This window comes from Limnobacter sp. UBA3528 (assembly GCF_002377005.1).
GTDB lineage: Bacteria > Pseudomonadota > Gammaproteobacteria > Burkholderiales > Burkholderiaceae_B > Limnobacter.
Genome location: NZ_DFOZ01000017.1, coordinates 38,092 through 59,509 on the forward strand (window position 1 = coordinate 38,092; position 21,418 = coordinate 59,509).

Genomic DNA, 21,418 nt, shown 5'->3' on the forward strand with positions numbered 1-21,418 from the left:
TGAAGCGTCACAATGTCACAGGAGTAGTACACATGGATCAAATGAAATTTGGCTTGGCTGAAAAAATCAGGGAAACAACTGTCAGTCGTCGAGGCTTTTTGCTGACTTCGCTGGCCGGTGGATTTGCAGTGGCCTCCGAGCCCGTGTTCGCACAAGCCATTAAAACAGACACTCAGGGCATTACAGCGGGTGAAGTGAAAGTACCTGTCAAAGACGGGCAAATTCCGGCTTACCGTGCCATGCCTGCCAAAGGCGGTAACTTCCCGGTGATTTTGGTGATTCAGGAAATTTTTGGGGTGCACGAGTACATTCAGGACATTTGCCGTCGATTGGCCAAGCAGGGCTACTACGCAATTGCGCCTGCCATGTTCAGCCGTGAAGCCGATGTGTCCAACATGAGTCTTGATGCCATCTTGAAGGAAGTGGTGCCCGCGGTGCCTGATGCCCAAGTCATGGCCGACATTGATTCCACCGTGGCTTTTGCCAAAGCAAGTGGCAAAGCCAACACCTCGCGTTTGGGAATTGTGGGTTATTGCTGGGGTGGCCGTACCGTGTGGTTGTATGCCAACCACAACCCAGCGGTAAAAGCCGGCGTGTCTTACTACGGTTTGTTGGCTGGTTTGAAGGGCCCCAACAAGCCTGCAGACCCGGTGGATGTGGCTGCAAACCTCAAGGTACCTGTGCTGGGCCTTTATGCCGGTGAGGACAGTTTTGTTCCCGATGAAGTGGTCGACAAGATGCGTAACGAGTTGGGCAAAGGCAGCAGTGCATCTGAAATTGTGGTGTTTCCCGCTGTGAATCACGGTTTCCACGCGGATTACCGCCCCACCTATGACAGACGCGCAGCCACCTACGCCTGGAAACTGACTTTGGACTGGTTTAAAGAGCGCGGGGTATAAATTGGGGTGAACCCGATGGGGATTTGAGTCAAATTGACTGTATTTATCCAGGATTGTCTTGGATTGACTTAGACAAGGATGACTCAAATCGCGCAAGCGTTTACACTTGAACCACCCCAATCGTTTGGTTAAAACTCCAAAAACATGAAAACCGAGAATCCTTTAGCTCTAGACAACCAGCTTTGTTTCTCTTTGTATGCAACATCCTTGGCCATTACCCAGGTTTACAAGCCTCTGCTCCAACCCTTGGGCTTAACTTTTCCACAATATCTGGTGATGATGATTTTGTGGAAAGAGGACGGTGTCAGTTTGATCAATGTGGCGCGTCAACTGGGCCAACAGCCCGGCGCGCTCACGCCAGTTATCAAACGCATGGCCGAACAGGGCCTTTTGACCCGCAATCGAAGCGCAGATGACGAGAGACAATTGCAAATTTACCTGACTGAGGAAGGCAAACGGATCCGTGAAAAGGCGCTGGATGTATACGCATGTGTGGTTGAGCAGTGTGGTATGACACCCACTGACATTCATCGACTAAAGTGCGAGTTGGATGCCCTTCGCGAACGTTTGTTGAAAGCCTGATCGCTTGCCCGTAATTAATTATTGCGATAACATTCTGGACTATTGACGTTTTTTATGAAGGCGTCTTTTTAAATAGTTATTGCGATAACTGTTTATTGCTTCTTTCACCCAATCACAGGAGAAAACAATGCAAGTAGTGTACTCAACCAAAGCCACATCCACTGGCGGTCGTGAGGGTGGTTCAGCCACCGACGACGGCCGTTTGAAAGTACAGCTGAGCACCCCCAAAGAATTGGGTGGAGCCGGTGGCCCAGGTACCAATCCCGAGCAGTTGTTTGCTGCCGGTTACTCAGCCTGTTTTATCGGTGCAATTAAATTTGTGGCTGGGCAAGATAAAATCAACCTGCCTTCCGAGCCTGAAATTACGGCGACTGTCGGCATTGGTGGCAACCCGAAGGGTGTGGGTTTCGCCATTACCGTGGACATGAGCATCAAACTGGAAGGCATGGACAAAGCTGCCGCCAGCGCTTTGGTAGAGAAGGCGCACCAGGTGTGCCCTTACTCCAACGCAACCCGTAACAATGTGGATGTAAAGTTGACTGTGGTGTAAGCGCACACAGGCTTTGAACCGTTTGAGAAGCGGTGGGCTTGAGAAGGCCCGCCGCTTTTTGTTTTTCTGTTGGGAAGATTGAATGCACAACCACTATGCCAAACCCGCGTGGGTCAACAATGCCAAGGGCGATGTACGCTGTGCAGGTTTCGAGTTGGAATTTGCAGGACTTGATTTGCAAACCGCCGCCAATGCCGTAGCGCAGGCCGTGAACGGCGAGGTGATCAAGGACACCCAAGCGGAATGCAAAGTAAGGCACCCGCAGTTCGGTGATTTCAAAATTGAGCTGGACTGGAGCTTTGCAAAAAACATGGCACGCAAGCGGCTTGAAGAGCAGGGCGCAAGCGAAGACGCTGTGTTGGAGTTGATGACCGACTTGGCTCGGCAAGTGGTGCCTCTCGAGGTTGTGTGCCCGCCTGTTCCTGTGGATCAACTCCAGGTGCTCGATAGTATGGTGAGGGCTCTGCAACAGGCTGGCGCCCTGGGTACTTCCGACTCACTGATTTACGCATTTGGCGTGCACATTAACACTGAATTGCCAGCTCTGACTGCGCAAACCCTGGTGCCCTATTTGCAGGCTTACTGTGTTTCGCAACACTGGTTGATGAAGGCACACGATGTGGACACCCTGCGTCGTTTAACGCCTTATATCGACACCTATCCAAAACGATACGTCCAAACTGTGATGGCCTACACGGTTGATACGCCGATGCAACAACTCATCGATGATTACCTGGAATACAACCCCACACGAAACCGGGGTATGGATTTGCTGCCATTGTTCAAACAGATTGATGAAGCGCGTGTGTTGGCTGCGGTACAGGATGAGCGTGTCAATGCTCGTCCCACTTTTCATTACCGTTTGCCAAACTGTGAGATTGAAAAGGCCGGTTGGGGTTTGGTCGACAGCTGGAATATTTGGTGTGTGGTGGAACACCTGGCCGCGGACCCGGTCACATTGAAGTCCATGTGTGAACAATGGACTGATTACAACGAGAACCTGATCAACTTGAAGGAAGAACCTTGGCACCAGGAATTGGCGCACATTCACGAAAACCTGTTGTCGGTGTAACCGGCAACGCCAAGTGGTGGTCGCCATCGTGGTTCAGTATCCGGTTTGCGGTGTGGTTGGCCGGGGGCACAGCCCGGCGCATCAGCGTAAAGCACGCTTGGCCTATGTCGCAAATCGATGCGCTGGTTGTGAGTGGCGGTGACGATATTCACCCCTCACTGTATGGCGAAGAAGAGGCGCCCAAGGCGCATTACGACCCAGATCGCGATGCCCTTGAGCAAGCGCACATTGCCTGGGCCTTAAAGCACCAAATGCCCATGCTGGGCATTTGTCGCGGCACCCAGTTGATCAATGTCAGTTTGGGCGGCAGCCTGCACATCGATATTCGCGCAAGGCGCAAGTTAACCTCAAACCGGGGCACGGTGCTGCCACGCAAAACAGCGGCCTTGCGGGCCAGCAGTTGTTTGGCCACAGTGACCTGCGCCAGTCGCTTGCGCATCAACAGCCTGCATCATCAGGCGATTGACCAACTGGGTGAAGGGGTGCAAGTTGTGGCCCGCGATCTCGATGGTTTCGTGCAGGGCATTGAACCCTCTGGCCCTTGCCACTGGCTGGGTGTGCAGTGGCACCCGGAATATTTGCTCTACCGCCCGCAGCACAGGCGCCTGTTCAAATGGCTTGTGCAACAATGCAGGCAAGCCACCTTCCGCGTGTAATCCATGTCGTATTCCTTGCTGTTTGCTTCTGCCTTTCTGGCGGCCACCATTTTGCCTTTCTATTCCGAGGTGGTTTTGTTTGCCATGATTCGTGCTGGCGAACCCGCCGGCTTGTTGTTGGCTGTGGCAGCGGTGGGCAACACTCTGGGTTCGGTTGTGAACTGGGTGCTGGGGCGTTACCTGCTGCACTTTCAGCACAAAAAATGGTTTTATTTCAAACCCGAGCAGATCGAGAAAATGCAGGCCTGGTTTCAGCGCTACGGTGTTTGGAGTTTGTTATTGGCCTGGATGCCGATTGGCGGCGACCCTTTAACCCTGGTCGCCGGTATCATGCGTGTGAACTTGTGGTTGTTTATTGTGCTGGTCGGTATTGGAAAAACATTGCGCTATGTGGCGGTGATTTATTTTTCTGAAATGTCGGTGGCCTGGTTTTAATCAAATTCAGACAAGAAGGAAATGGTGTTGTCATGAACCCGAGTGATTTGCCCAACCTGGATACCAATTGTTTCAAGCAACCTGAACGCGAACTGTTGGGAGACACGCTGCTGCACCCGCCGCGCATTCTGATTTTGTATGGCTCGTTGCGTGCGCGCTCATTCAGCCGTTTGGCGGCCGAGGAGGCTGGCCGCCTGCTGACGTTGATGGGTGCCGAGGTGCGGTTTTTCAACCCGGAAGGTTTGCCTTTGGTGGATGAGGCGAATGAGCAACACCCCAAAGTGCAAGAACTTCGTGAGTTGGCCGACTGGTCTGAGGGCCAGGTGTGGAGTTCGCCCGAGCGCCACGGTGCCATGACTGGTGTGATGAAAACACAAATTGACTGGTTGCCTCTGACTGGTGGTGCCAAGCGGCCCACGCAGGGCAAAACCCTGGCTGTGATGCAGGTGTGCGGTGGTTCGCAATCGTTCAACGTGGTGAACCAGTTGCGGGTGCTGGGCAGGTGGATGCGCATGATCACCATTCCCAATCAATCTTCAATTGCCAAAGCATTCATGGAGTTTGATGAGAATAACCGAATGAAGCCCTCGGCGTATTACAACCGCTTGGTCGATGTCATGGAGGAACTGATGAAATTCACCTTGCTGACTCGCGGCCATGCGCAATACCTGGTCGACCGATACTCCGAGCGTGTAGAGTCTGAAGAACAATTGTCCAAACGTGTTAACCAGCGCAGCATTTAACTTTGAACAGGTGAGCGCACCACTGTGTTGAAAATATTGGCCTGTTTCATTTGGTTCACTTGCCTGGGCACCGCCCATGCAGGCAGTGCCACCGTGGCGGCGGCGGCCACTTTGCGCCATGCGCTGGATGAAATTTCACCTCAATTTACCAAAGCCACAGGGCACACCTTGAAGGTGGCTTATGGTTCGTCGGGTAACTTTTACAGTCAAATCAAACAGGGTGCACCGTTCGATGTGTTCCTGTCGGCCGACATGGTTTTTCCTCAAAAACTGGTCGACGAAAAACTGGCTGTAGCGCCTGCATTGCCCTATGCCGAAGGGCGTTTGGTGTTGTTGTTGCCGCGGAAAAGCCGCTTGAAACCCGATGGTACTCTGGCCGATTTGGCCGCAGCTTTGAAGGACGGTCGCCTGAGCAAGCTGGCCATTGCCAACCCCACGGTGGCGCCGTATGGCACCCGCGCGCAAGAAGCGCTGATGCATGCTGATTTGTGGGCCGGCGTGAAGCCAAGATTGGTGATTGGAGAAAACGTGGGCCAGGCCACGCAGTTTGTGGCTTCAGGTGCGGCGCAGGCCGGGCTTGTGGCCTTGTCGCTGGCGCTTGCGCCTGACTTGGCTGCACGTACCCAATATGCCTTGGTGCCCCGTGAATGGCACCAACCTTTGGTTCAAGGCATGGTGTTGATTCAACCCGAGAACCCGGCTGCAAAAGCATTGGCCGACTATCTAAAAACCGAGACCGCGCGGGCAGTATTGAAAAAGTATGGCTATGACGAGGTGCGTGGGCGATGATGGACTGGTCCGCTTTTGCCTTGTCCATGCAGCTTGCCTTTAGCACCTTGGCTGTTTTGCTGCCATTGGGTTTGCTGGCGGGTCGCTGGTTGGCGCGCACCTCGTTCAAAGGCCGAACATGGATTGAGGCTGCCATTTTATTGCCCCTCGTGCTGCCACCCACAGTCATGGGCTATTACCTGCTGGTTGCGCTGGGTGGTGCGTCGCCAGTTGGGCAATGGCTGCAAAGCAGCTTCGGCATTTCACTCACATTTAATTTCACTGGTTTGTTGCTGGCTTCAGTTGTGTTCAATATTCCATTTATGTTGCAACCCATTCAGCGCGCATTTGAATCCATTCCCCACAACTTGAACGAGGCAGCACAGGTGAGTGGTTTGAGTACCTGGGTCATTTTCACCAAGGTGGAATTGCCCTTGGCCTGGCCTGGAGTTTTGTCGGCCATGGTGCTGACCTTTGTTCATACCTTGGGCGAGTTTGGTGTGGTGCTGATGATTGGTGGCAGCATTCCCGGTGAAACCCGAACCCTGGCCATTTCAATTTATGACAGCGTACAAAGTTTCGACTTGGACGCAGCCAACACCATGTCGCTGGCCCTGTTGATGTTCTCGCTGGTGGCGGTGGCCACTTCGCTGTGGTTGTCGGGTCGAAGAAGGCGCAAGCCATGACCAGCGCATTGTTTGTTGATATCGAGCAGCAAAAACCGATGCCGCTGCGTGCAGGTTTTTCTTGCGAGGCTGGGCAGCTACTGGCCTTGGTGGGGCCTTCCGGGGCAGGGAAGTCGTCTATTCTGCGTGTGCTGGCAGGATTGATGAAACCTGCAACTGGCCGCATTGAAGTGGGCGGGCAGGTTTGGCTTGATACCGCGAAAGGAATTTTTCAAACACCGCAGCAGCGTCGGGTGGGCTTGGTGTTTCAAAACTATGCCCTGATGCCGCACCTGAGCGCCGCCGCCAATGTTGCGCTGGCCTTGCAGCACTTGCCCAAAGGCGATCAGATCATCGAGGCGGTGCAGTGGCTCAAGCGTGTGCGATTGACTGCAGACGAAGCCATGCGAAAACCAGCTCAATTGTCGGGTGGTCAACAGCAACGCGTGGCCCTGGCCCGTGCACTGGCCCGTCAACCTCATTTGTTGTTGCTGGATGAGCCCTTTTCTGCGGTCGATCAAATGAATCGCGAGGGCCTGTACCGTTTGCTGGCTGAACTGCGGGCCGATCTGAATATCCCGATTGTGCTGGTCACCCACGATCTGAATGAAGCCCGCATGCTGTGCGACAAACTGGTGGTGCTGGACCAGGGGCAGGTGCTGCAGGAGGGCCCAGCCTTTGATGTACACCGCAGACCTCGCAACTCCAGGGTGGCCGACTTTGTGGGCATTCAAAACCGGTTTCATGGAGCCTGGCTTGGGCCTGGCCAAGAAGCCGGCGTGGGGCATTTGCTTTGGACCCGCGCGCTGGATACCCAGCAAGCAACTGCCTCCAACGGCTTTCAGCTAAGGGTGAGGGACAAAGGAAAAATTCCGCCCGGTTTTCCGGTGAACTGGGTGGTGCATGCCGATGGCTTGACTTTGAAGCCTGCCGCCTACAATTTGCAGCGCGACGGTTTTGTGGTGTTGCCTGTGCATGTAGAAGCGCACCGCGATTTGGGTGAGCTCAGCCTGATTGATTTGACCATGGATGTTGCACCGTTCGAGACGCTGAAAATGGCGGTGCCCGGGGCGCAGCGTTTGGGGCTGAAAAAAGGCGAACCTTGTGTAGTCGAAATGGACTTGGCATTAATACACATTATGCCGAAAAAACACCGACAGTAATAAATGGCAAGAGTGCTTAAGTAAAGTACGAAATAAAGTAAGTAACTGATTTACAAGGTGAATCTGAAAGTGTTGGCTTGAAGTATGAAGGTTTGGAGACAATTCAAACTTACAAAAAAATATGAGCAAAACACTTCAAACCGCGCTTGCGCTCAGCACGCTTGCGCTTCTCGCCGGGTGCCTGGGTGGCAACGATTCCAGCCCAGTGGCTGGGGGCGATGGCCCCACCGTAACCAATCCCAATGAAGAAACCCCGGTCGATCTGGAGCCGGGTGATGGCATTCGGGTTTTATCAAATCGCGCCGACTTGATCAGCGACGGCAACGCCCTGATTGAGATTACTGCCGAAGACCCCGCCAACCTGCAGAACGTGAAGGTGATGCTGGGCACAGTGGATGTCAGTGACCAGTTTGCGCTACGCGACAATGGCCGTTACATGGGGCGCATTCAAGGCTTGGCCTTGGGTGAAAACCGCATCATGGCCGTGTTGAAAAACACGGGTCGAATCGTGACCACGATCACGAATCACCCCAACGGTGGGCCCGTATTCTCTGGGCCGCAAGTACAACCCTGGACTTGCACCAACGAGGGTTTCATAGATGCCCAGTGCAATCAGCCGGCAGTTTTTAGTTTTTCATACCTGCCCGCCAACAAGCTGCAACACGTGCTGACCAATTCGAACTTTCAGGAACAGGAATTTGCGCCCACCTTCCTGCCTTACGATCCAGAAAACCCGCCGCCTGCCGGTGAAATTGCCATGACCACCACCGACAATGGTGTGACTGTGCCTTTCATCATCCGTACGGAACGGGGTGTGCAGAACCGTGATCGCTATCAAATTCGCACCCTGTTCAATCCCTCTGAAGACTGGCAGCCCTGGAAACCCCAGGCACAGTGGAATGGCAAGGTGCTGATTCACCATGGCGGCAATGTGGGCGTAACCTACGGCCCGGGCAACCCGCCCAACGGCGACATTTCGGGCACAGCACCGGATGGTGCCGAGTTTTTGCTGGGCGACAGCATTACTGTGGCCTTGGGTCGCGGCTTTATTGCCACGTCTACAGCCTTGGCCAATTTGGGCCACAACGTAAACCTGGTGACGGCTGCAGAATCGCTGATGATGGTGAAAGAACGCATTGTTGAACAGTACGGCGAAATCCGCTACACCATGGGTACCGGTTGCTCGGGTGGCGCCATTGCCCAGCAACACATTGCCAATGCTTACCCCGGTATTTATCAGGGCATTATCGTGCAGTGTTCATACCCGGATGTATGGACCACGGCCTCACAGTTTGCCGATTACAACTTGTTGAATTCCTACTTTGGCAATCGCTATCCCGGCGTGAATGAAGCTGAAAATGCCAATCAGTTTCCCAACTTCAACCCCAACTTTTTGCCCTACGTGCAGTGGAGTGCAGTGTACGGTCACTTGCCGGTGAACCCTGTGTTGTCGGACAACGCGTTTTTCCCCAAGGCCTATCCGTTCGCAGACAACTGCCGTGGCCTGAATGGGGCCGCTACGCCTTATGACCCAGTGAACAACCCGGGCGGGCTGCGCTGTGGCTTGATCGACTACATGAGCACCCAGTTTGGTTTTAGAACACCCGATGTATGGAGTGCCAACGAAAAGAAAATTGGTCGAGGTTTTGGCGGTATTCCGCTGGACAATGTGGGCGTGCAATATGGCCTGGGCGCGCTTCAGCAAGGCACCATCACTGCGGATCAGTTTCTGGATTTGAACCGCAATATCGGTGGTTTTGATGTCGACATTCAGCGTGTGGCCACGCGCACCGTGGCAGATCCCCTGGCTTTGACCAACTCCTATAAAACAGGTGCGGTCAACACGGCAGAGCATTTAAGCAACATCCCGATTATTGACTTGCGTGGTCCCGACCCCGGTATTGCGCACGATGCATTTCACAGCTGGCAGATGCGCGCCCGCTTGAATGCCACACAGGGGCATTTCGACAACCATGTGATTTGGTTCGGGCAATTGGTACTTGCGGGCGACTCTACCTACAGTACGGAGGCCTTGCTGGTGATGGACCGTTGGCTAAGCCAGATTGAGGCGGATGACAGCAACAAGCCTTTGCCAGAAAAAGTAGTGGCCAACAAGCCAGCGTCTGCACGTGACAAATGCCTGTCTGCACAAAGCATTTATGCCGATGACGGCCCCTTCGTACCGCTGACTGGCAATTTGTTTTACCCGGAGCCAATTTTGCCAATGGCCAATTCAAGCAGTATTCCAAAGCCACCACCTGAAGCAGGTCAGATATTTGACCAGTTGAGCAATCAAGTGTGTGGCCTGGATTTCTCGGCCGTGGATTCCACAGGCATGTCAGCCCAGTTGACTGGCCCAATTGCTGAATTGCAACACGTGCTGGTGCAAACCCGCTTTGGCACACCCCGCACTGTGGCGGGCGACGACATTCGCACACTTACCAACAAGTGTGTGTTAAAGCCGGTTGACCCTGCAGACTACGCCGGTGTGGTGTCGATTACCGATGCTGCGGCTTTCGTGGCACAGGTGAAGGAAATTTTCCCGCAGGGCGTGTGCGATTACAGCAAGCCCGGCGTGGGCACGCAATCCACACAGACCTGGCTGCGCTACGGCACTGCCACCGAGAAGTTGATTGGGGGAACACCGTTGCCAGCCAAGCCAGCCAATTCAAGGCAGGGTTGGGCAGCACCCGCTTTTAGGAATGTTAATTCACAGTAATTAATCATTTATCAATTGAATGAATAGAGGGGGCTTTGCCACGGTAATGCCCCCTTCTTTTTTTTCCCGATCGGGCACACTGGGTCTATTCAATCCAGTGAATCCGCTCCCCTTGAACTCTGAAAAAATAACTCCCGACGTGTTGGAGCACAGCCCCGTTGGCTTGATGCAGGTTGATCATGCCGGGCGAATTCTTTCCCTGAATTCGTATTGCGCCGATATTTTCGGTTACTCAGTGGTCGAGTTGCTGGATCGGCCTTTTGAAATGCTGTTGCCACCAGAGTTGAGAAACGGGCATTCCAGCCTGTTTCAGAAATTCATGCAGTCGTCCACGGGGCGGATGATGGGGCAGGGCACCGGGCAGAGATACTTTCCCGCTCATCACAAAGCTGGGCATGAAATTTCTGTACAAATTGGCTTGAACGTTAATCGCGAAGCCGAAACACCGATTGTCATTCTTGCGATAGTGGATGTGACCGACAAGGCCAAGCTGCTGAATGAACTGAAGCATGGCAATGAGCGTTTGCGTCACAAAACCAAAGAACTGATGCAAGTGGTGCGGCAGCAGAATCACTTTTTGAATGTGGTCAGCCACGAGCTGCGCACCCCCTTGAACAATTCACTTGAAATGCTGAACCAGTTGTCGGCCACTCGACTGGACGAGGATCAAGCGGAGTTGTTTCAAGACCTGGACAAAGCCAATATTGATGTAACCCGCAGCGTAAAAATGTTAATGGATTACGCCGACAGCATGTTGGGCGAGCTTCAGCTGGACGAAGAAGCGTTTGATTTGCGCGCCCTTTGGCTGGACCGCTTGCGGTTGGTGCAACGCGCGCATCCCGGGCAAATTCACCTGCTGGACATTCATGAGGAATTCGATTTTGACCCTTTGGTGTTGGGTGACAAAGTGCGCATTGGTCGCATGATGCACGGTTTGATCGACAATGCCATGAAGTTTTCAGATGCCCACCAAATCAAAGTGCACATTGCATTCAAGGCCGAGCCGCTCGCGGAACTTTATTTCGAGGTCAGCGATGATGGAATTGGCATGGCCGATTCACTGATCCAATCGATTGGCCAACCTTTTGCTAACCAATCTGTGCGCCGCACCCGTGGGGGCGGTGGCATGGGTGTGGGCTTTTATCTCACCCACAAGTACCTTGGAATGATGGGTGGGCAGCTTTTGTTGAAAAGCCGACAGGGCGAAGGCACTTGCAGCAGCATTCAGCTGCCGCTTAACTTGCTGGGCAGGGCCAGTGCGCAGGCTGTGTCGGCCGACCGGGCCGAAGGCGAATTGCCTTTGAGTAATCTGAAGCTTTTACTGGTGGAGGACGACCCCACCGTGGCGAAGATTAATGCCATTCGACTTCGCAAGCTGGGCGCCCATGTGGTGGTGGCTGGGAACGGTCAAGTGGCCGTTGAAATGCTTCAGGACAAAAGCGTGGACATTGCCGCAATCCTGATGGATTTACACATGCCGGTCATGGATGGGTTCAGTGCCACACGCCATATTCGCGACATGGTGGAGTATGTAAAAATTCCAATTGTGGCGGTGACCGCTGGTTCGCGTTTGGCTGAATATGCACGCGCCATGGCGGCGGGTATTGATGCCTTTTATTCCAAACCTTTTGAGCCCAACGTGCTGGTTCAATACTTCAAGGCGCGTGGTGTGATTCGCTAGTACAATGTAATTTTATTACTTCGGGTTTGCCCCGGCGTGTGCATGAATTTACTTGACCGAATCCGCATGGAGCTGGAGCAGTTTTCCGGTGCCGAACAGGCCGTGGCCCAGCTGGTATTAAAAGATCCCAGTGGTTTCCAGAAAATGCCTGTGACTGAACTGGCCAAACGCGCAGGTGTCAGCAGTCCGTCGGTGGTGCGGTTTTGCCGATCGCTGGGTTACGAGGGGCTGAGTGATTTCAAATTGAAACTGGCCGCCAGTTTGAATGCAGGGGTACCGTTCATTCACCAATCGGTGAAAGCAGGTGACAGTGGTGAAACCCTGATTCAAAAAGTACTCGACAACGCCATTCACACACTGCGCACTTTCCGCAATACAGCCCCGGCCAAACCCATCGACAAAGCCACACAGTTGCTTGCAAAAACAATTGAAAAAAAAGGTCGGCTTGTTTTCTATGGGGTGGGCAATTCGGGGTTTGTGGCGCTGGATGCAGAGCACAAGTTTTTCCGCATGGGTTGTACAGCGCATGCTTACTCCGATGGGCATTTGCAGATCATGGCTGCATCCATGTTGAACAAAGCCGATTGCCTCATCATTATTTCAAATTCAGGCCGCAGTCAGGATTTACTCGACGCCACGCAAATTGCCCGCGCAGCGGGTGCAAGTACCATTGCCATCACAGCGTCGGGTTCGCCTTTGGCCCAAGCGGTACAGGTGCATATTCCTGCAGATCATGGTGAATACTACGAGCAGTACAGCCCCATGGTGTCGCGCTTGTTGCACCTTTGTGTTGTGGATGTGCTGGCTACGCAAGTGGCGATGCGGCTGGGCGATTCAGTTCAGAAAAACATGGCGCGCTTGAAGAAAAACCTGATCGACAGCCGTTACACCAAGTGATGCGGGTTGGCGAAGTTTTCCGCCAAACCAGTGAAGTCAGTTCTGCAGGCAATCAGGCTGGTGTTTTCAAAACCCGGTTTGTTCGGAAACTTCTCATCGGCTTGTGCCGAGCACACCAGCAACACATTGCCTTGCGTACCGCCAAAGCAAGGCATGGTGGGTTTGGCCAAAGGCAATTCAATGCTTTCAACGAACTCGCCGCGTTCGCTGAAACGGTCAAGCCGATAGCCCTCCAGGATGGCAACCCAGTAGCTGCCATCGGATGAAAAACAGGCACCATCGGGCCGTGCAGTTCCTTCGGAATACTGTTTGATCAATTGCCGGTTACTGAACTCCCCAGTCTCGACCGAGTAATCAAATCGCCAAATGCATTTGTGCCGCGTGTCGCTGAGAAACACCGAGTCGCCTTTTGGAGAAAACGCGAGGCCATTGCCCACAATCAAATCGCCTATTTTTAGCTCGACCTTTCCCGACTCAATGCGATACAGTGCGGCGGTGGCGGGGCTGCGGGCATCGACCAAGGTTGAAATCCAGATTCGGCCGTTTGTATCTGCGCGGCCATCGTTGAAGCGGTGCTTGCCTGAATCGAAAGGCGCATGCAGCTTCAGGGTGCAGCTGTTGCCCTCGATCAGCCAGCCGCCTTGCCTGCCCAGTGCCACCCAAGTGTTCGCCTTCGCAGTGGGCAGCACGCAGCCTATTTCATCGGGCAATTGCAAGGCGCTTGGTTGCGCTGAATCGTCCAAAGTTGTGTTCAATACATCGCTTTGATCCAGGCGATACAACATGCGCTTGTTGATGTCCACCCAAGCCCAGCCACCGTGTGCATACCGTGGGCTTTCGGCCAGGCTACAGGCGGGCAGTGGCAGGGCTTGCCATTTCATCATGAGGCGGAATTTTTCAGGAAATGGTTGATCAGGTGTGCGGTCACCGGGTTCTCTGCAGGGGTATGGCCAGGTGGCACGCTGTGTTCCAGTTGCTCGGCTATGCCTTTGCCCAATTCAACGCCCCATTGGTCGAAGGGATTGATATTTTGCATGGCGGCCAGCGCAGCAGTGCGGTGTTCCCACATGCACAACAGTGCGCCAAGCGAGTAGGGCGTCAGCGAATCGAGAAACACCATTTGAACAGGCCGGTGACCCGGGCAAGATTTGTAATTGCTGGCGGTGTTGTTGAGCTCTTCGGGTGAGTTTAAACGCCCCACCGAGAAAGCCTCAGACTGCGCCAAGGCATGCGAGAGCAGCACTTGGTGCGACTTGACTTCATCATGGTCGGGTTGCACCACTGCGATCAACTCAACTGAGCTTGCAATTTTGCTTTGGTGCAGCATCTGGAAAAAAGCATGTTGCCCATTGGTACCCACATCGCCCCACAGAATCGGGCAGGCGGGTTTGTCGAGCAACTCGCCCTGGTTGTTCACGCCTTTGCCCAGTGATTCCATCCACAGTTGTTGAAGGTAGGGTACCAGCTGACCCAAGCGTGAATCGTAGGGGCTCAGCATCAGCGAGGCCGCGCCGTGTTCCAGGTTGTACAGGTCGCTCAGCGCCAGCAGCGTTGGAATACATTGACTGGCTTTGCTTTGCAACACATGGCCATCCATCAAGGCAGCGCCTTCAAGCAGTTCATTGAACACCGGGTTGCCGTGCACCATGCGCACGCCAATTGAGACTGGGCCCCACAGGGAATAACGCCCGCCCACCGTTTCGCTGAATTCAAATACCCGGTCAGCGGCCACGCCCAACTCAATCGCTTTGTTGGGTTTGCAGGTTGCGGCCACCAGTGCTTTGGGGCGGTACTCAGGCCCCGCGGCATCGAGCCATTTGAAAATATGCTGCGCGTTGTGCAGGGTTTCGCGTGTTGAAAATGATTTGCTGGCAATGACCACCAAAGTGGTTTTCGGGTTCAGTGCAGCCAACGCAGCTTTCATTTCATGAAAGTCCACATTGGCGACAAACCGGATATTCAATGCCGGTGCTTCACCCAAATCCAGTTTGCTGAACACGTCATTCAGCAGACGGGGGCCTAGGTCAGAACCACCAATGCCCAAATGCAATACGCTGTCGTAGCGTTTGCCGTCGGGAGTGGTGTAGCGGCCCGAGCGCACCTGTTCAACGAAGGCTTCCATCTGGTGTTGCACTTGCCTGGTCAGTGCCAGTTCATCCCGACCATTGACCACCAGCGAAACTGGTGCAGGGTAGGCCTGCTGGTTGCAGGCTGCTCTCAGGGCCCAATGACCGGCTGGCCGGTGTTCTGTGCTGTTGACCACCTCGCCGCTGAACATGCGGTGAATGAATGTGGACAAATGCTGATGTGCCTGGGATTTTTCAAAGTTCAGCACATGGCTGGCGTTGTATAGCTGTCGATCCAGATTGATATGGATTGGACCAACACTGCGGGAAAGATAACCTGGGTTCAAGGCAGATGTGTTCATGAATAGGCCAATAAGAAAATAAAAAAGGCGCTGAAAACAAGCTTCAGCGCCCAGTTTCGCATGACTTCAAGAAAGTATGTTTACTCTGCCTCCAAATTTGGATCAGGGTGTGCTTTGCGGCTCTGTCATGAAGCCAAGTTTTTCTACGCCGGCACGTTGTGCAGCGGCCATCACCTGAATCACCTTCTCGTACTCCACGGCCTTGTCGCCCTGAATACGCAACTCGGGTTGTTTTTCCTGTTGCGCCACAGCTTGCAAACGAAGTTCCAGGTTCTCAAAAGTCAGTGACTCGTCATTCCACATCAGGCTGCCATCGCGCTGTACCGTCAACGTGACCACATCGGGTTTTACCTCAGTGGGTTGTTGGCTGGCTTGCGGCAAGTCTACTTTCACGGAATGCGTAATCACTGGCACGGTGATGATGAAAATAATCAGCAGCACCAACATGACGTCCACCAGGGGTGTCATGTTGATTTCACTCATTTCCTGCTGATCGTCGTAAGAATTGAACGACATGGCTTACGCCTCCTTTTTCAAGGGCATGGTGCGCACGGCGGAATCTTTCTGCATGGGTGAGCCGGTCAGGAAATAGGCATGCAACTGGCGCGCGAAGCGGTTCAGCTTGCTCAGCAAGCCCTTGTTGGCGCGGGTCAGTGCGTTGTAGCCCAGCACAGCCGGAATGGCCACAGCCAAACCAAATGCCGTCATGATCAGCGCCTCGCCCACAGGGCCCGCCACTTTGTCGATACTGGCCTGACCTGAAACACCAATGCCCACCAGCGCATGGTAAATGCCCCACACCGTGCCGAACAGGCCAACAAAGGGCGCAGTAGAACCGACAGAGGCCAGAATGGAAAGGCCTGATTGCAGTTTCTCGGCGGCTTCATCCATGGCACCACGAAGTGCTTCACTTAGCCAGTCGGCCAGGCTGATTTGCCCGTGCAGGTCGTCCTTGTTGGTGCTGTGGTGGTTGACCGCAGCCTGGCCTTCAATCGCCATATGGTGAAACGGGTTGCCGGTGTCTTTGCCTAGCACCTGCAAGCCTTCAGCAAAGCTGTGGGTGTGCCAGAACTTGTCGACCGCCCCCACATTTTTACGCAGGCGATAAAGGCGAATGCTGCGAGTGATGATGACGTACCAGGACGCAATCGACATGATCAACAGCAGCAGTGCCACGCTTTTGATGACCCAGTCACCTTGCGCCCACATGGCGGCCATACCGTAAGGATTGTTTTCCATTTCAATAAACCTCGCTTAAATTCAATGTTCTCAGTTATTCAATACGAAAGAAACCGGTTGCACATACCAAAACGGAATTGGTTTGTCGCCACGTTTGGCGGGCACGTACTTCCAGGTTTTCACAGCCTGAAGGGCTGCGTTGTCCAGTCGCGGAAAGCCGCTTGAGCGGTTCAATTTGATTTCTCCCACGCTGCCATCGGGAAGAATGTACACGTCCAGCATCACCCGGCCCTGCTCACCCAGCCTGCGTGACAAGGCTGGATATTGGGGTGCCGGGTTGTTCAGGTGCGCAGCGTCGGTACGTGGTGGCGTTACAGGTGCTGGTGCCTCCGGCGCAGGCGTGGCCTGTTGCACTGGCGGGGCGGGTGGTGCAGGTGCAGCCGGGGCCGCTTGTTGCACGGGTTCCGGAGCCACTTCACGCACAGGCTCTGGCTTGGCCACAGGCTTTGGCGTTGGTTTTGGTGTTGGTTTTGGAACGACCGGTTTCGGCTCAGGCTTGGGTGGCGGCGGAACTGGCTTGGGCGGTGGCGGCGCAGGTTCAGGTTCAGGCGCTACCAATACACCCACCACGCTGGGTGGCGTAATCACGGGGTCACTTACGCTGAGTTGTTGTGCGGCCCAAACCAAACCCAGCACGTGCAACAACACCACACCGGCGAAGGTGACGGCGTTACTGATGGATTGAGTGTTGTTGCCCTGTAGAGCACTCATTGGAACGGACATGGTGTTCAACGTTGTGTTCATTGAGTCAATTGCTTCGATCTTGCTTGCGGACTATTCAATCAGCAAGCAATTTTCATGCACTCCAATTTTGTGAATGAGAATTAATATCAAAAAGAGTGTATCAGATCTTGGCGATCAAAATTCGACCGACAAGCTCACATTGACGGTTCTAGGCGTGCTGGTGCCCACTCGCACTGCACCGAATGAATCGGTGGTGGTGCCAGCTTGCGCGTAGTTGTACTCCTCATCCGTGATGTTTTTCAGGTTCAGCTGCACTTTCCACCCGTCGGCCTTGTAGTAAGCCAAGGCATCCAGTTGCGCCCAGCCATCGTATTTGGCGCGGTTTTCTGTCGACACAAATGAACCGGTTTGGGCAAACACACCGAGCCCCAGGCCCAAGCCTTTGTATTGGCCGCGCTGCACTTCATACACACCAAACAAATTGCCGGAATGCTCGGGAATGCCCGGCAAGGCATTGCCCTCTTGGCCAGCCAGTGAAGGGTCTACCGCCAGGAGCTGATTGTCCAGGTAGGCGTAGCCTGCAACCACGCGGAATGCATCGTTCACCTTGCCGATTGCTTGAATGTCGAAGCCCAGGGTTTGGGTTTCGCCCAAGTTGGTGGACCACTGTTCACCTGCTGGCAAACCAGATGACGCCGGGTCGGTGACTGCCACATCGGATTTGCGCAAATCAAAAATTGCCGCGGTAATGTCCAGTTGCTTGTTCAGTAACTGTTTTTTTACACCCAATTCATACTGCTCGGTGCGTTCCGGATCGAGAGGGGCACCGCCAATGCCGTTGCCCGTGGCCGGGTTAAAGCCAGTGGCAGTGGTGGGGGTGAAGCCTTTGGCCCAGCTACCGTAGTACGACAATGTGTTGGTGGCTTTGTACACCAGACCAAACCGGGGTGAAATGTCATCGCTGTCTACGTTGGCTTGGCGGTCTTCAAATTGGGTGCTGCGCAAGCCCGCCAGCAAATTCCATTTCTCGCCGATTGAAATGAGGTCTTGAATAACAAAGCCCTGTTGACGGGCACTGCTTCCGCCTTGGGTGAACGGACCCACGACCACTCCGCCAGGCGGAATTCCGCTGTACTGCCCTGTGTTCACGTTGTAAGTGATTTGGGTGCCTGAGGCAGAAATAGTGTTGTTCACAATACGCTCGTAATCACCTTGCAACAGGAATTTGTGACTGATGTTCTGCCCGAACATACTGCCGCCATCCAGTTGCCACTGGTACTTCAGCACCATGCTGTCGCTTTCGCCCTGGCCACCCTGTTGCGACGCTCGAATGGCGACATCACCATTGTCTGCAACCACCTGTGCATTCGGACCAATAGCCCTAGGGCTGGAGTCAAACAGAGTTTTGTCCACTCGCGTACGAGAATAGTTGGCTGTAATTGACGAGCCATTGTCAAAGAAATGTTCGGCCAGCAAGGCAAACCGGTTGTAGTCGCTTTCGGTGTTTTCATTCCAGCCGGGAATGCCATAAAACTGGGTGCCGTTCAGGCGACCACTGTAGGAATAGCCTGTGGCATTGTTGCCATCGAGCACCTGACCACGGTCCTGGGTGTAGGTGTCGGTGATGTATTCATACTGCGCGGTGACCAGTGTTTGAGGACTCAGCTTCCAGGTCAATGAAGGTGCTACCAGCTGACGATCGCGGAAGGTGAAATCCCGATGACTGCCGCTGTCTTCAGACGACACGATAAGCCGGTAAGCGAAGGTGTCGCTCAGCGGCCCGGTGAAGTCGGCTTCAACGCGGTAATAGTCGTCGCTACCGGCAATCACTTCGGCAGCACGGTACTCGGTGAATTTTGGTTTCTTGGTGACATAGTTGATGACACCGCCCGGTTCGCCCTGACCATACAAAATGGCAGCCGGGCCCTTCAATATGTCGTAACGCTCAATGTTGGCGGTTTCAGTGGTGGCAATGTTGGTGGCATTGAACACGTTGTTGATACGTGCGCCGTCTTTGTAAAGCGATTGGGAGGCATCGAAACCGCGTATTGAAAACTTTTCCTCGCCACCATTGCCCTGTTTGAATTTGGTGACACCGGCTACGTTGCGCAATGCATCTTCAACGTTGTTAACTTGCTGGTCTTCCAGAATGTCGATGGGAATGCTGATGGTGGTCAGCGGTGTGCTCATCGGGTCCGCTTCGAAGCCCAAGGCCGTATTGGTGGTCGGTTCTTTGTAAACCCGCTCAAACCCGGTAACCTGCACTTCTTTAAGTGTAGTCGCCTCATTTTGTTGAGTACTTTGTGACCATGCAGCCGGGTGACAACCTACAGCTGCGCCAATCGCCACGACCAGCGCGCGTTTATTCATGACAGCAATCCTTTGAGATAAAAGATGCACTGGCTTGCGGCGGCTGGCTGGTGCGGGAGGGTCTTTCTGAGCGAGGAAGGCCTACCGGTGAGGATGCCAACTGTTGCGAAGAAGGAGATTGATCGGTAGGCCCACGGCAATCTCACTCGGAAAGATAGAAACGAGAAGTGTTCTCATTATTATTTGGCTTTTCGATTTTGGCAAGTACTTTTTTAAGAAGCGCACCAGAAAAGGGTTTCGGCCCCCTTGGCCCGCGTTGTACACTGTGGATTGAGTTGATTTTTGAATGCAAGGGAGAGGAACAATGAAAGGTTCGAGCAAAGTAATTGCGGCACTGAATGCGCAATTGAAGAATGAATTGACTGCGATTAACCAGTATTTCCTGCATTCGCGCATTTTCGGCAATTGGGGCCTGGATGTACTGAAGAAAAAGGAATATGAGGAATCCATCGGTGAAATGAAGCACGCCGATTTGCTGATTGAACGCGTGCTGATGCTGGATGGCCTGCCCAATCTGCAAGACCTGGGCAAGTTGATGATTGGCGAAAATACACGCGAGATTCTGGAAAGCGACCTGAAAATGGAAAGCGCAGCCCAAGTGACGATCAAAGATGGCATCAAGGCGTCGGAGGACGAGCGCGATTATGTTTCTCGCGACATTCTGAAAGAAATTCTGGAAGACACCGAAGAACACATCGATTGGCTGGAAACCCAGCTGAGCCTGATTGACAGGGTAGGTTTGCAGAATTACGAGCAATCCATGATGGGTGTTTCAGAGTAAATCGTCTAACATTTTTCGAATTGCGTTGAAAAAATACTTGATTATAGTAATGCGAATCATTATTATTAATTTCAAGTTCAACGCAATTTGAGGCCCACCGTGATCGTCTGCATTTGTGCCAACGTAAGCGACCGTACCATTTCTGAAGCCGTGCGAAGCGGTTGTGGTTCAGTGGACGACATCACCATGAAAACGGGTGCATGTTCGGGCTGCGGCCAGTGCCGCATGCACTGCCAAAGTGAAATTGATGCGCACAACACGCTGATCCAAGTCAGTGAAATGAGCCAGCAAACGGTTTGATTTTCCAATTCAATCGCTTGGCTTAATTTCCCACCTTAGCTCCCAAATTTCAAAATTCTCGCGGCTGCCCTGGCGTGGCTGGGTTCACCCAACCCTTGTTCGGGGCTTGAGTTCCTTGATTCTGTAAATCGTCTTTTCGCGGCTTGCCGCGGCAACACAGTGCCTGCCTCGTGGCGAAACTGGTCGAAATAATCCAGCCAGGGTTGAACCTTTGCATTTGCCTGGGTTTGGCCTCCACATTGTTCTACGAATTCCTGATCGGTACGCCTGGCTTTGTAATCGGCCAGGCAGTCGGCCAACATGCCAACTTGTATGTTGTGAATGGAATGCGGGTTGAATTGGTACTTCAGAAAACCCTGGGTGCTGGAATGGACAATGTCAATTTTCAGGTCGGGCGCATTGTCGCGCGGCATGTGCAACACATGCGCAAAATTCGCGTCGCGTTTCAAATTCAGTCCGCCCAGTGTTTCTGTGTTCGCAAGCTCTACGCGACGAATCGCAGTGTCATTGACAACCACATCTAGATCATGAGGCATTGGCAATGCACACGTGGCGTTGGGGTGTTCAAGTGCATGAAGGTGCATGCTGGCGCTACCCACCAAAGTGTAGTTACCGCGACCGCCCAGCAGGGTGTCCAGAGCGTGAATCAGTTTGTTTGCATTGATGCCGGGCAGCGCGCTTTCAAGGGCAGTTGTAATGCGGGGGTTCAGCAGCAAATTTTGAGTGCGATCGGGAGAGTGACAAAGCGAAGAGGAAATAAGGGGTGCGTATTCTGGCCAAATACTC

22 protein-coding genes are annotated in these 21,418 nt (G+C 53.5%); 15 read left to right on the forward strand and 7 right to left on the reverse strand.

The genetic code is table 11. The features are described 5' to 3' along the window. The first annotated feature begins 32 nt into the window (after positions 1–32). The 13 genes from B4N58_RS04540 to B4N58_RS04600 all read left to right on the forward strand — a co-directional run bounded on the left by B4N58_RS04540 (position 33) and on the right by B4N58_RS04600 (position 12,830). On the forward strand, positions 33–899 hold the full coding sequence (locus B4N58_RS04540) for a dienelactone hydrolase family protein (protein WP_008251290.1): 867 nt from the start codon (positions 33–35) through the stop codon (positions 897–899). Between the two features lie 144 nt (positions 900–1,043). Continuing rightward, the gene (locus B4N58_RS04545; RefSeq protein ID WP_008251292.1) at positions 1,044–1,481 is read left to right on the forward strand and encodes a MarR family winged helix-turn-helix transcriptional regulator; all 438 of its coding nucleotides are present in this window, start codon (positions 1,044–1,046) and stop codon (positions 1,479–1,481) included. A gap of 127 nt (positions 1,482–1,608) precedes the next feature. After that, positions 1,609–2,031 (forward strand): organic hydroperoxide resistance protein, encoded by a 423-nt coding sequence (locus B4N58_RS04550; RefSeq protein ID WP_008251294.1) that lies wholly within the window; start codon positions 1,609–1,611, stop codon positions 2,029–2,031. Positions 2,032–2,113: 82 nt separating this feature from the next. After that, positions 2,114–3,103 (forward strand): amidoligase family protein, encoded by a 990-nt coding sequence (locus B4N58_RS04555; RefSeq protein WP_008251296.1) that lies wholly within the window; start codon positions 2,114–2,116, stop codon positions 3,101–3,103. A 104-nt stretch (positions 3,104–3,207) separates the two neighbouring features. Next, a complete protein-coding gene (locus tag B4N58_RS04560) occupies positions 3,208–3,759 on the forward strand; it encodes a gamma-glutamyl-gamma-aminobutyrate hydrolase family protein (protein WP_291746290.1) in 552 nt (183 codons plus the stop codon). A 3-nt stretch (positions 3,760–3,762) separates the two neighbouring features. Then, on the forward strand, positions 3,763–4,194 hold the full coding sequence (locus B4N58_RS04565) for a YqaA family protein (RefSeq protein WP_008251301.1): 432 nt from the start codon (positions 3,763–3,765) through the stop codon (positions 4,192–4,194). Positions 4,195–4,226: 32 nt separating this feature from the next. Beyond that, on the forward strand, positions 4,227–4,937 hold the full coding sequence (gene arsH / locus B4N58_RS04570) for an arsenical resistance protein ArsH (protein ID WP_008251303.1): 711 nt from the start codon (positions 4,227–4,229) through the stop codon (positions 4,935–4,937). 24 nt (positions 4,938–4,961) lie between these two features. Further along, positions 4,962–5,726: a molybdate ABC transporter substrate-binding protein gene (gene modA / locus B4N58_RS04575; RefSeq protein ID WP_008251305.1), complete on the forward strand. Its 765-nt coding sequence runs from the start codon at positions 4,962–4,964 to the stop codon at positions 5,724–5,726. Continuing rightward, positions 5,723–6,391, forward strand: coding sequence for a molybdate ABC transporter permease subunit (gene modB / locus B4N58_RS04580; RefSeq protein ID WP_348680746.1), 669 nt, complete (start codon positions 5,723–5,725; stop codon positions 6,389–6,391). The genes modA and modB overlap by 4 nt, the downstream gene beginning before the upstream one ends. Then, positions 6,388–7,533: an ABC transporter ATP-binding protein gene (locus tag B4N58_RS04585; protein ID WP_291746297.1), complete on the forward strand. Its 1,146-nt coding sequence runs from the start codon at positions 6,388–6,390 to the stop codon at positions 7,531–7,533. Before modB ends, B4N58_RS04585 begins: the two co-directional genes overlap by 4 nt. Positions 7,534–7,654: 121 nt before the next feature. Then, the gene (locus B4N58_RS04590; RefSeq protein ID WP_291746300.1) at positions 7,655–10,252 is read left to right on the forward strand and encodes a DUF6351 family protein; all 2,598 of its coding nucleotides are present in this window, start codon (positions 7,655–7,657) and stop codon (positions 10,250–10,252) included. Between the two features lie 46 nt (positions 10,253–10,298). After that, positions 10,299–11,933 carry an ATP-binding protein gene (locus B4N58_RS04595; protein ID WP_291746303.1) on the forward strand — a complete coding sequence of 545 codons (1,635 nt, stop codon included), beginning with the start codon at positions 10,299–10,301 and terminating at the stop codon, positions 11,931–11,933. 42 nt (positions 11,934–11,975) lie between these two features. Then, the gene (locus B4N58_RS04600; RefSeq protein ID WP_008251322.1) at positions 11,976–12,830 is read left to right on the forward strand and encodes a MurR/RpiR family transcriptional regulator; all 855 of its coding nucleotides are present in this window, start codon (positions 11,976–11,978) and stop codon (positions 12,828–12,830) included. Here B4N58_RS04600 and B4N58_RS04605 read toward each other — a convergent pair. From B4N58_RS04605 to B4N58_RS04630, 6 genes are all read right to left on the reverse strand, one after another. Next, positions 12,818–13,714: an SMP-30/gluconolactonase/LRE family protein gene (locus B4N58_RS04605; RefSeq protein WP_291746309.1), complete on the reverse strand. Its 897-nt coding sequence runs from the start codon at positions 13,712–13,714 to the stop codon at positions 12,818–12,820. The two genes, B4N58_RS04600 and B4N58_RS04605, sit on opposite strands and share 13 nt — an antisense overlap. After that, the gene (locus B4N58_RS04610) at positions 13,711–15,258 is read right to left on the reverse strand and encodes a hypothetical protein (protein ID WP_291746312.1); all 1,548 of its coding nucleotides are present in this window, start codon (positions 15,256–15,258) and stop codon (positions 13,711–13,713) included. Before B4N58_RS04610 ends, B4N58_RS04605 begins: the two co-directional genes overlap by 4 nt. Positions 15,259–15,360: 102 nt before the next feature. Continuing rightward, the gene (locus tag B4N58_RS04615; RefSeq protein ID WP_008251325.1) at positions 15,361–15,774 is read right to left on the reverse strand and encodes an ExbD/TolR family protein; all 414 of its coding nucleotides are present in this window, start codon (positions 15,772–15,774) and stop codon (positions 15,361–15,363) included. Between the two features lie 3 nt (positions 15,775–15,777). Beyond that, positions 15,778–16,497, reverse strand: coding sequence for a MotA/TolQ/ExbB proton channel family protein (locus B4N58_RS04620; protein ID WP_138517671.1), 720 nt, complete (start codon positions 16,495–16,497; stop codon positions 15,778–15,780). 30 nt (positions 16,498–16,527) lie between these two features. After that, positions 16,528–17,241, reverse strand: coding sequence for an energy transducer TonB (locus B4N58_RS04625; RefSeq protein WP_291746317.1), 714 nt, complete (start codon positions 17,239–17,241; stop codon positions 16,528–16,530). 114 nt (positions 17,242–17,355) lie between these two features. Beyond that, a complete protein-coding gene (locus B4N58_RS04630; RefSeq protein WP_291746319.1) occupies positions 17,356–19,551 on the reverse strand; it encodes a TonB-dependent siderophore receptor in 2,196 nt (731 codons plus the stop codon). Between the two features lie 304 nt (positions 19,552–19,855). Between B4N58_RS04630 and bfr the strand changes: the two genes are divergently transcribed. Both bfr and B4N58_RS04640 read left to right on the forward strand, forming a co-directional pair. Continuing rightward, positions 19,856–20,332: a bacterioferritin gene (gene bfr, locus B4N58_RS04635; RefSeq protein WP_105028468.1), complete on the forward strand. Its 477-nt coding sequence runs from the start codon at positions 19,856–19,858 to the stop codon at positions 20,330–20,332. A 99-nt stretch (positions 20,333–20,431) separates the two neighbouring features. Further along, the gene (locus B4N58_RS04640; RefSeq protein WP_008251330.1) at positions 20,432–20,632 is read left to right on the forward strand and encodes a (2Fe-2S)-binding protein; all 201 of its coding nucleotides are present in this window, start codon (positions 20,432–20,434) and stop codon (positions 20,630–20,632) included. A 35-nt stretch (positions 20,633–20,667) separates the two neighbouring features. Here B4N58_RS04640 and B4N58_RS04645 read toward each other — a convergent pair. Then, on the reverse strand, positions 20,668–21,418 hold a 751-nt coding region (locus tag B4N58_RS04645), incomplete at its 5' end, for a hypothetical protein (protein ID WP_291746321.1).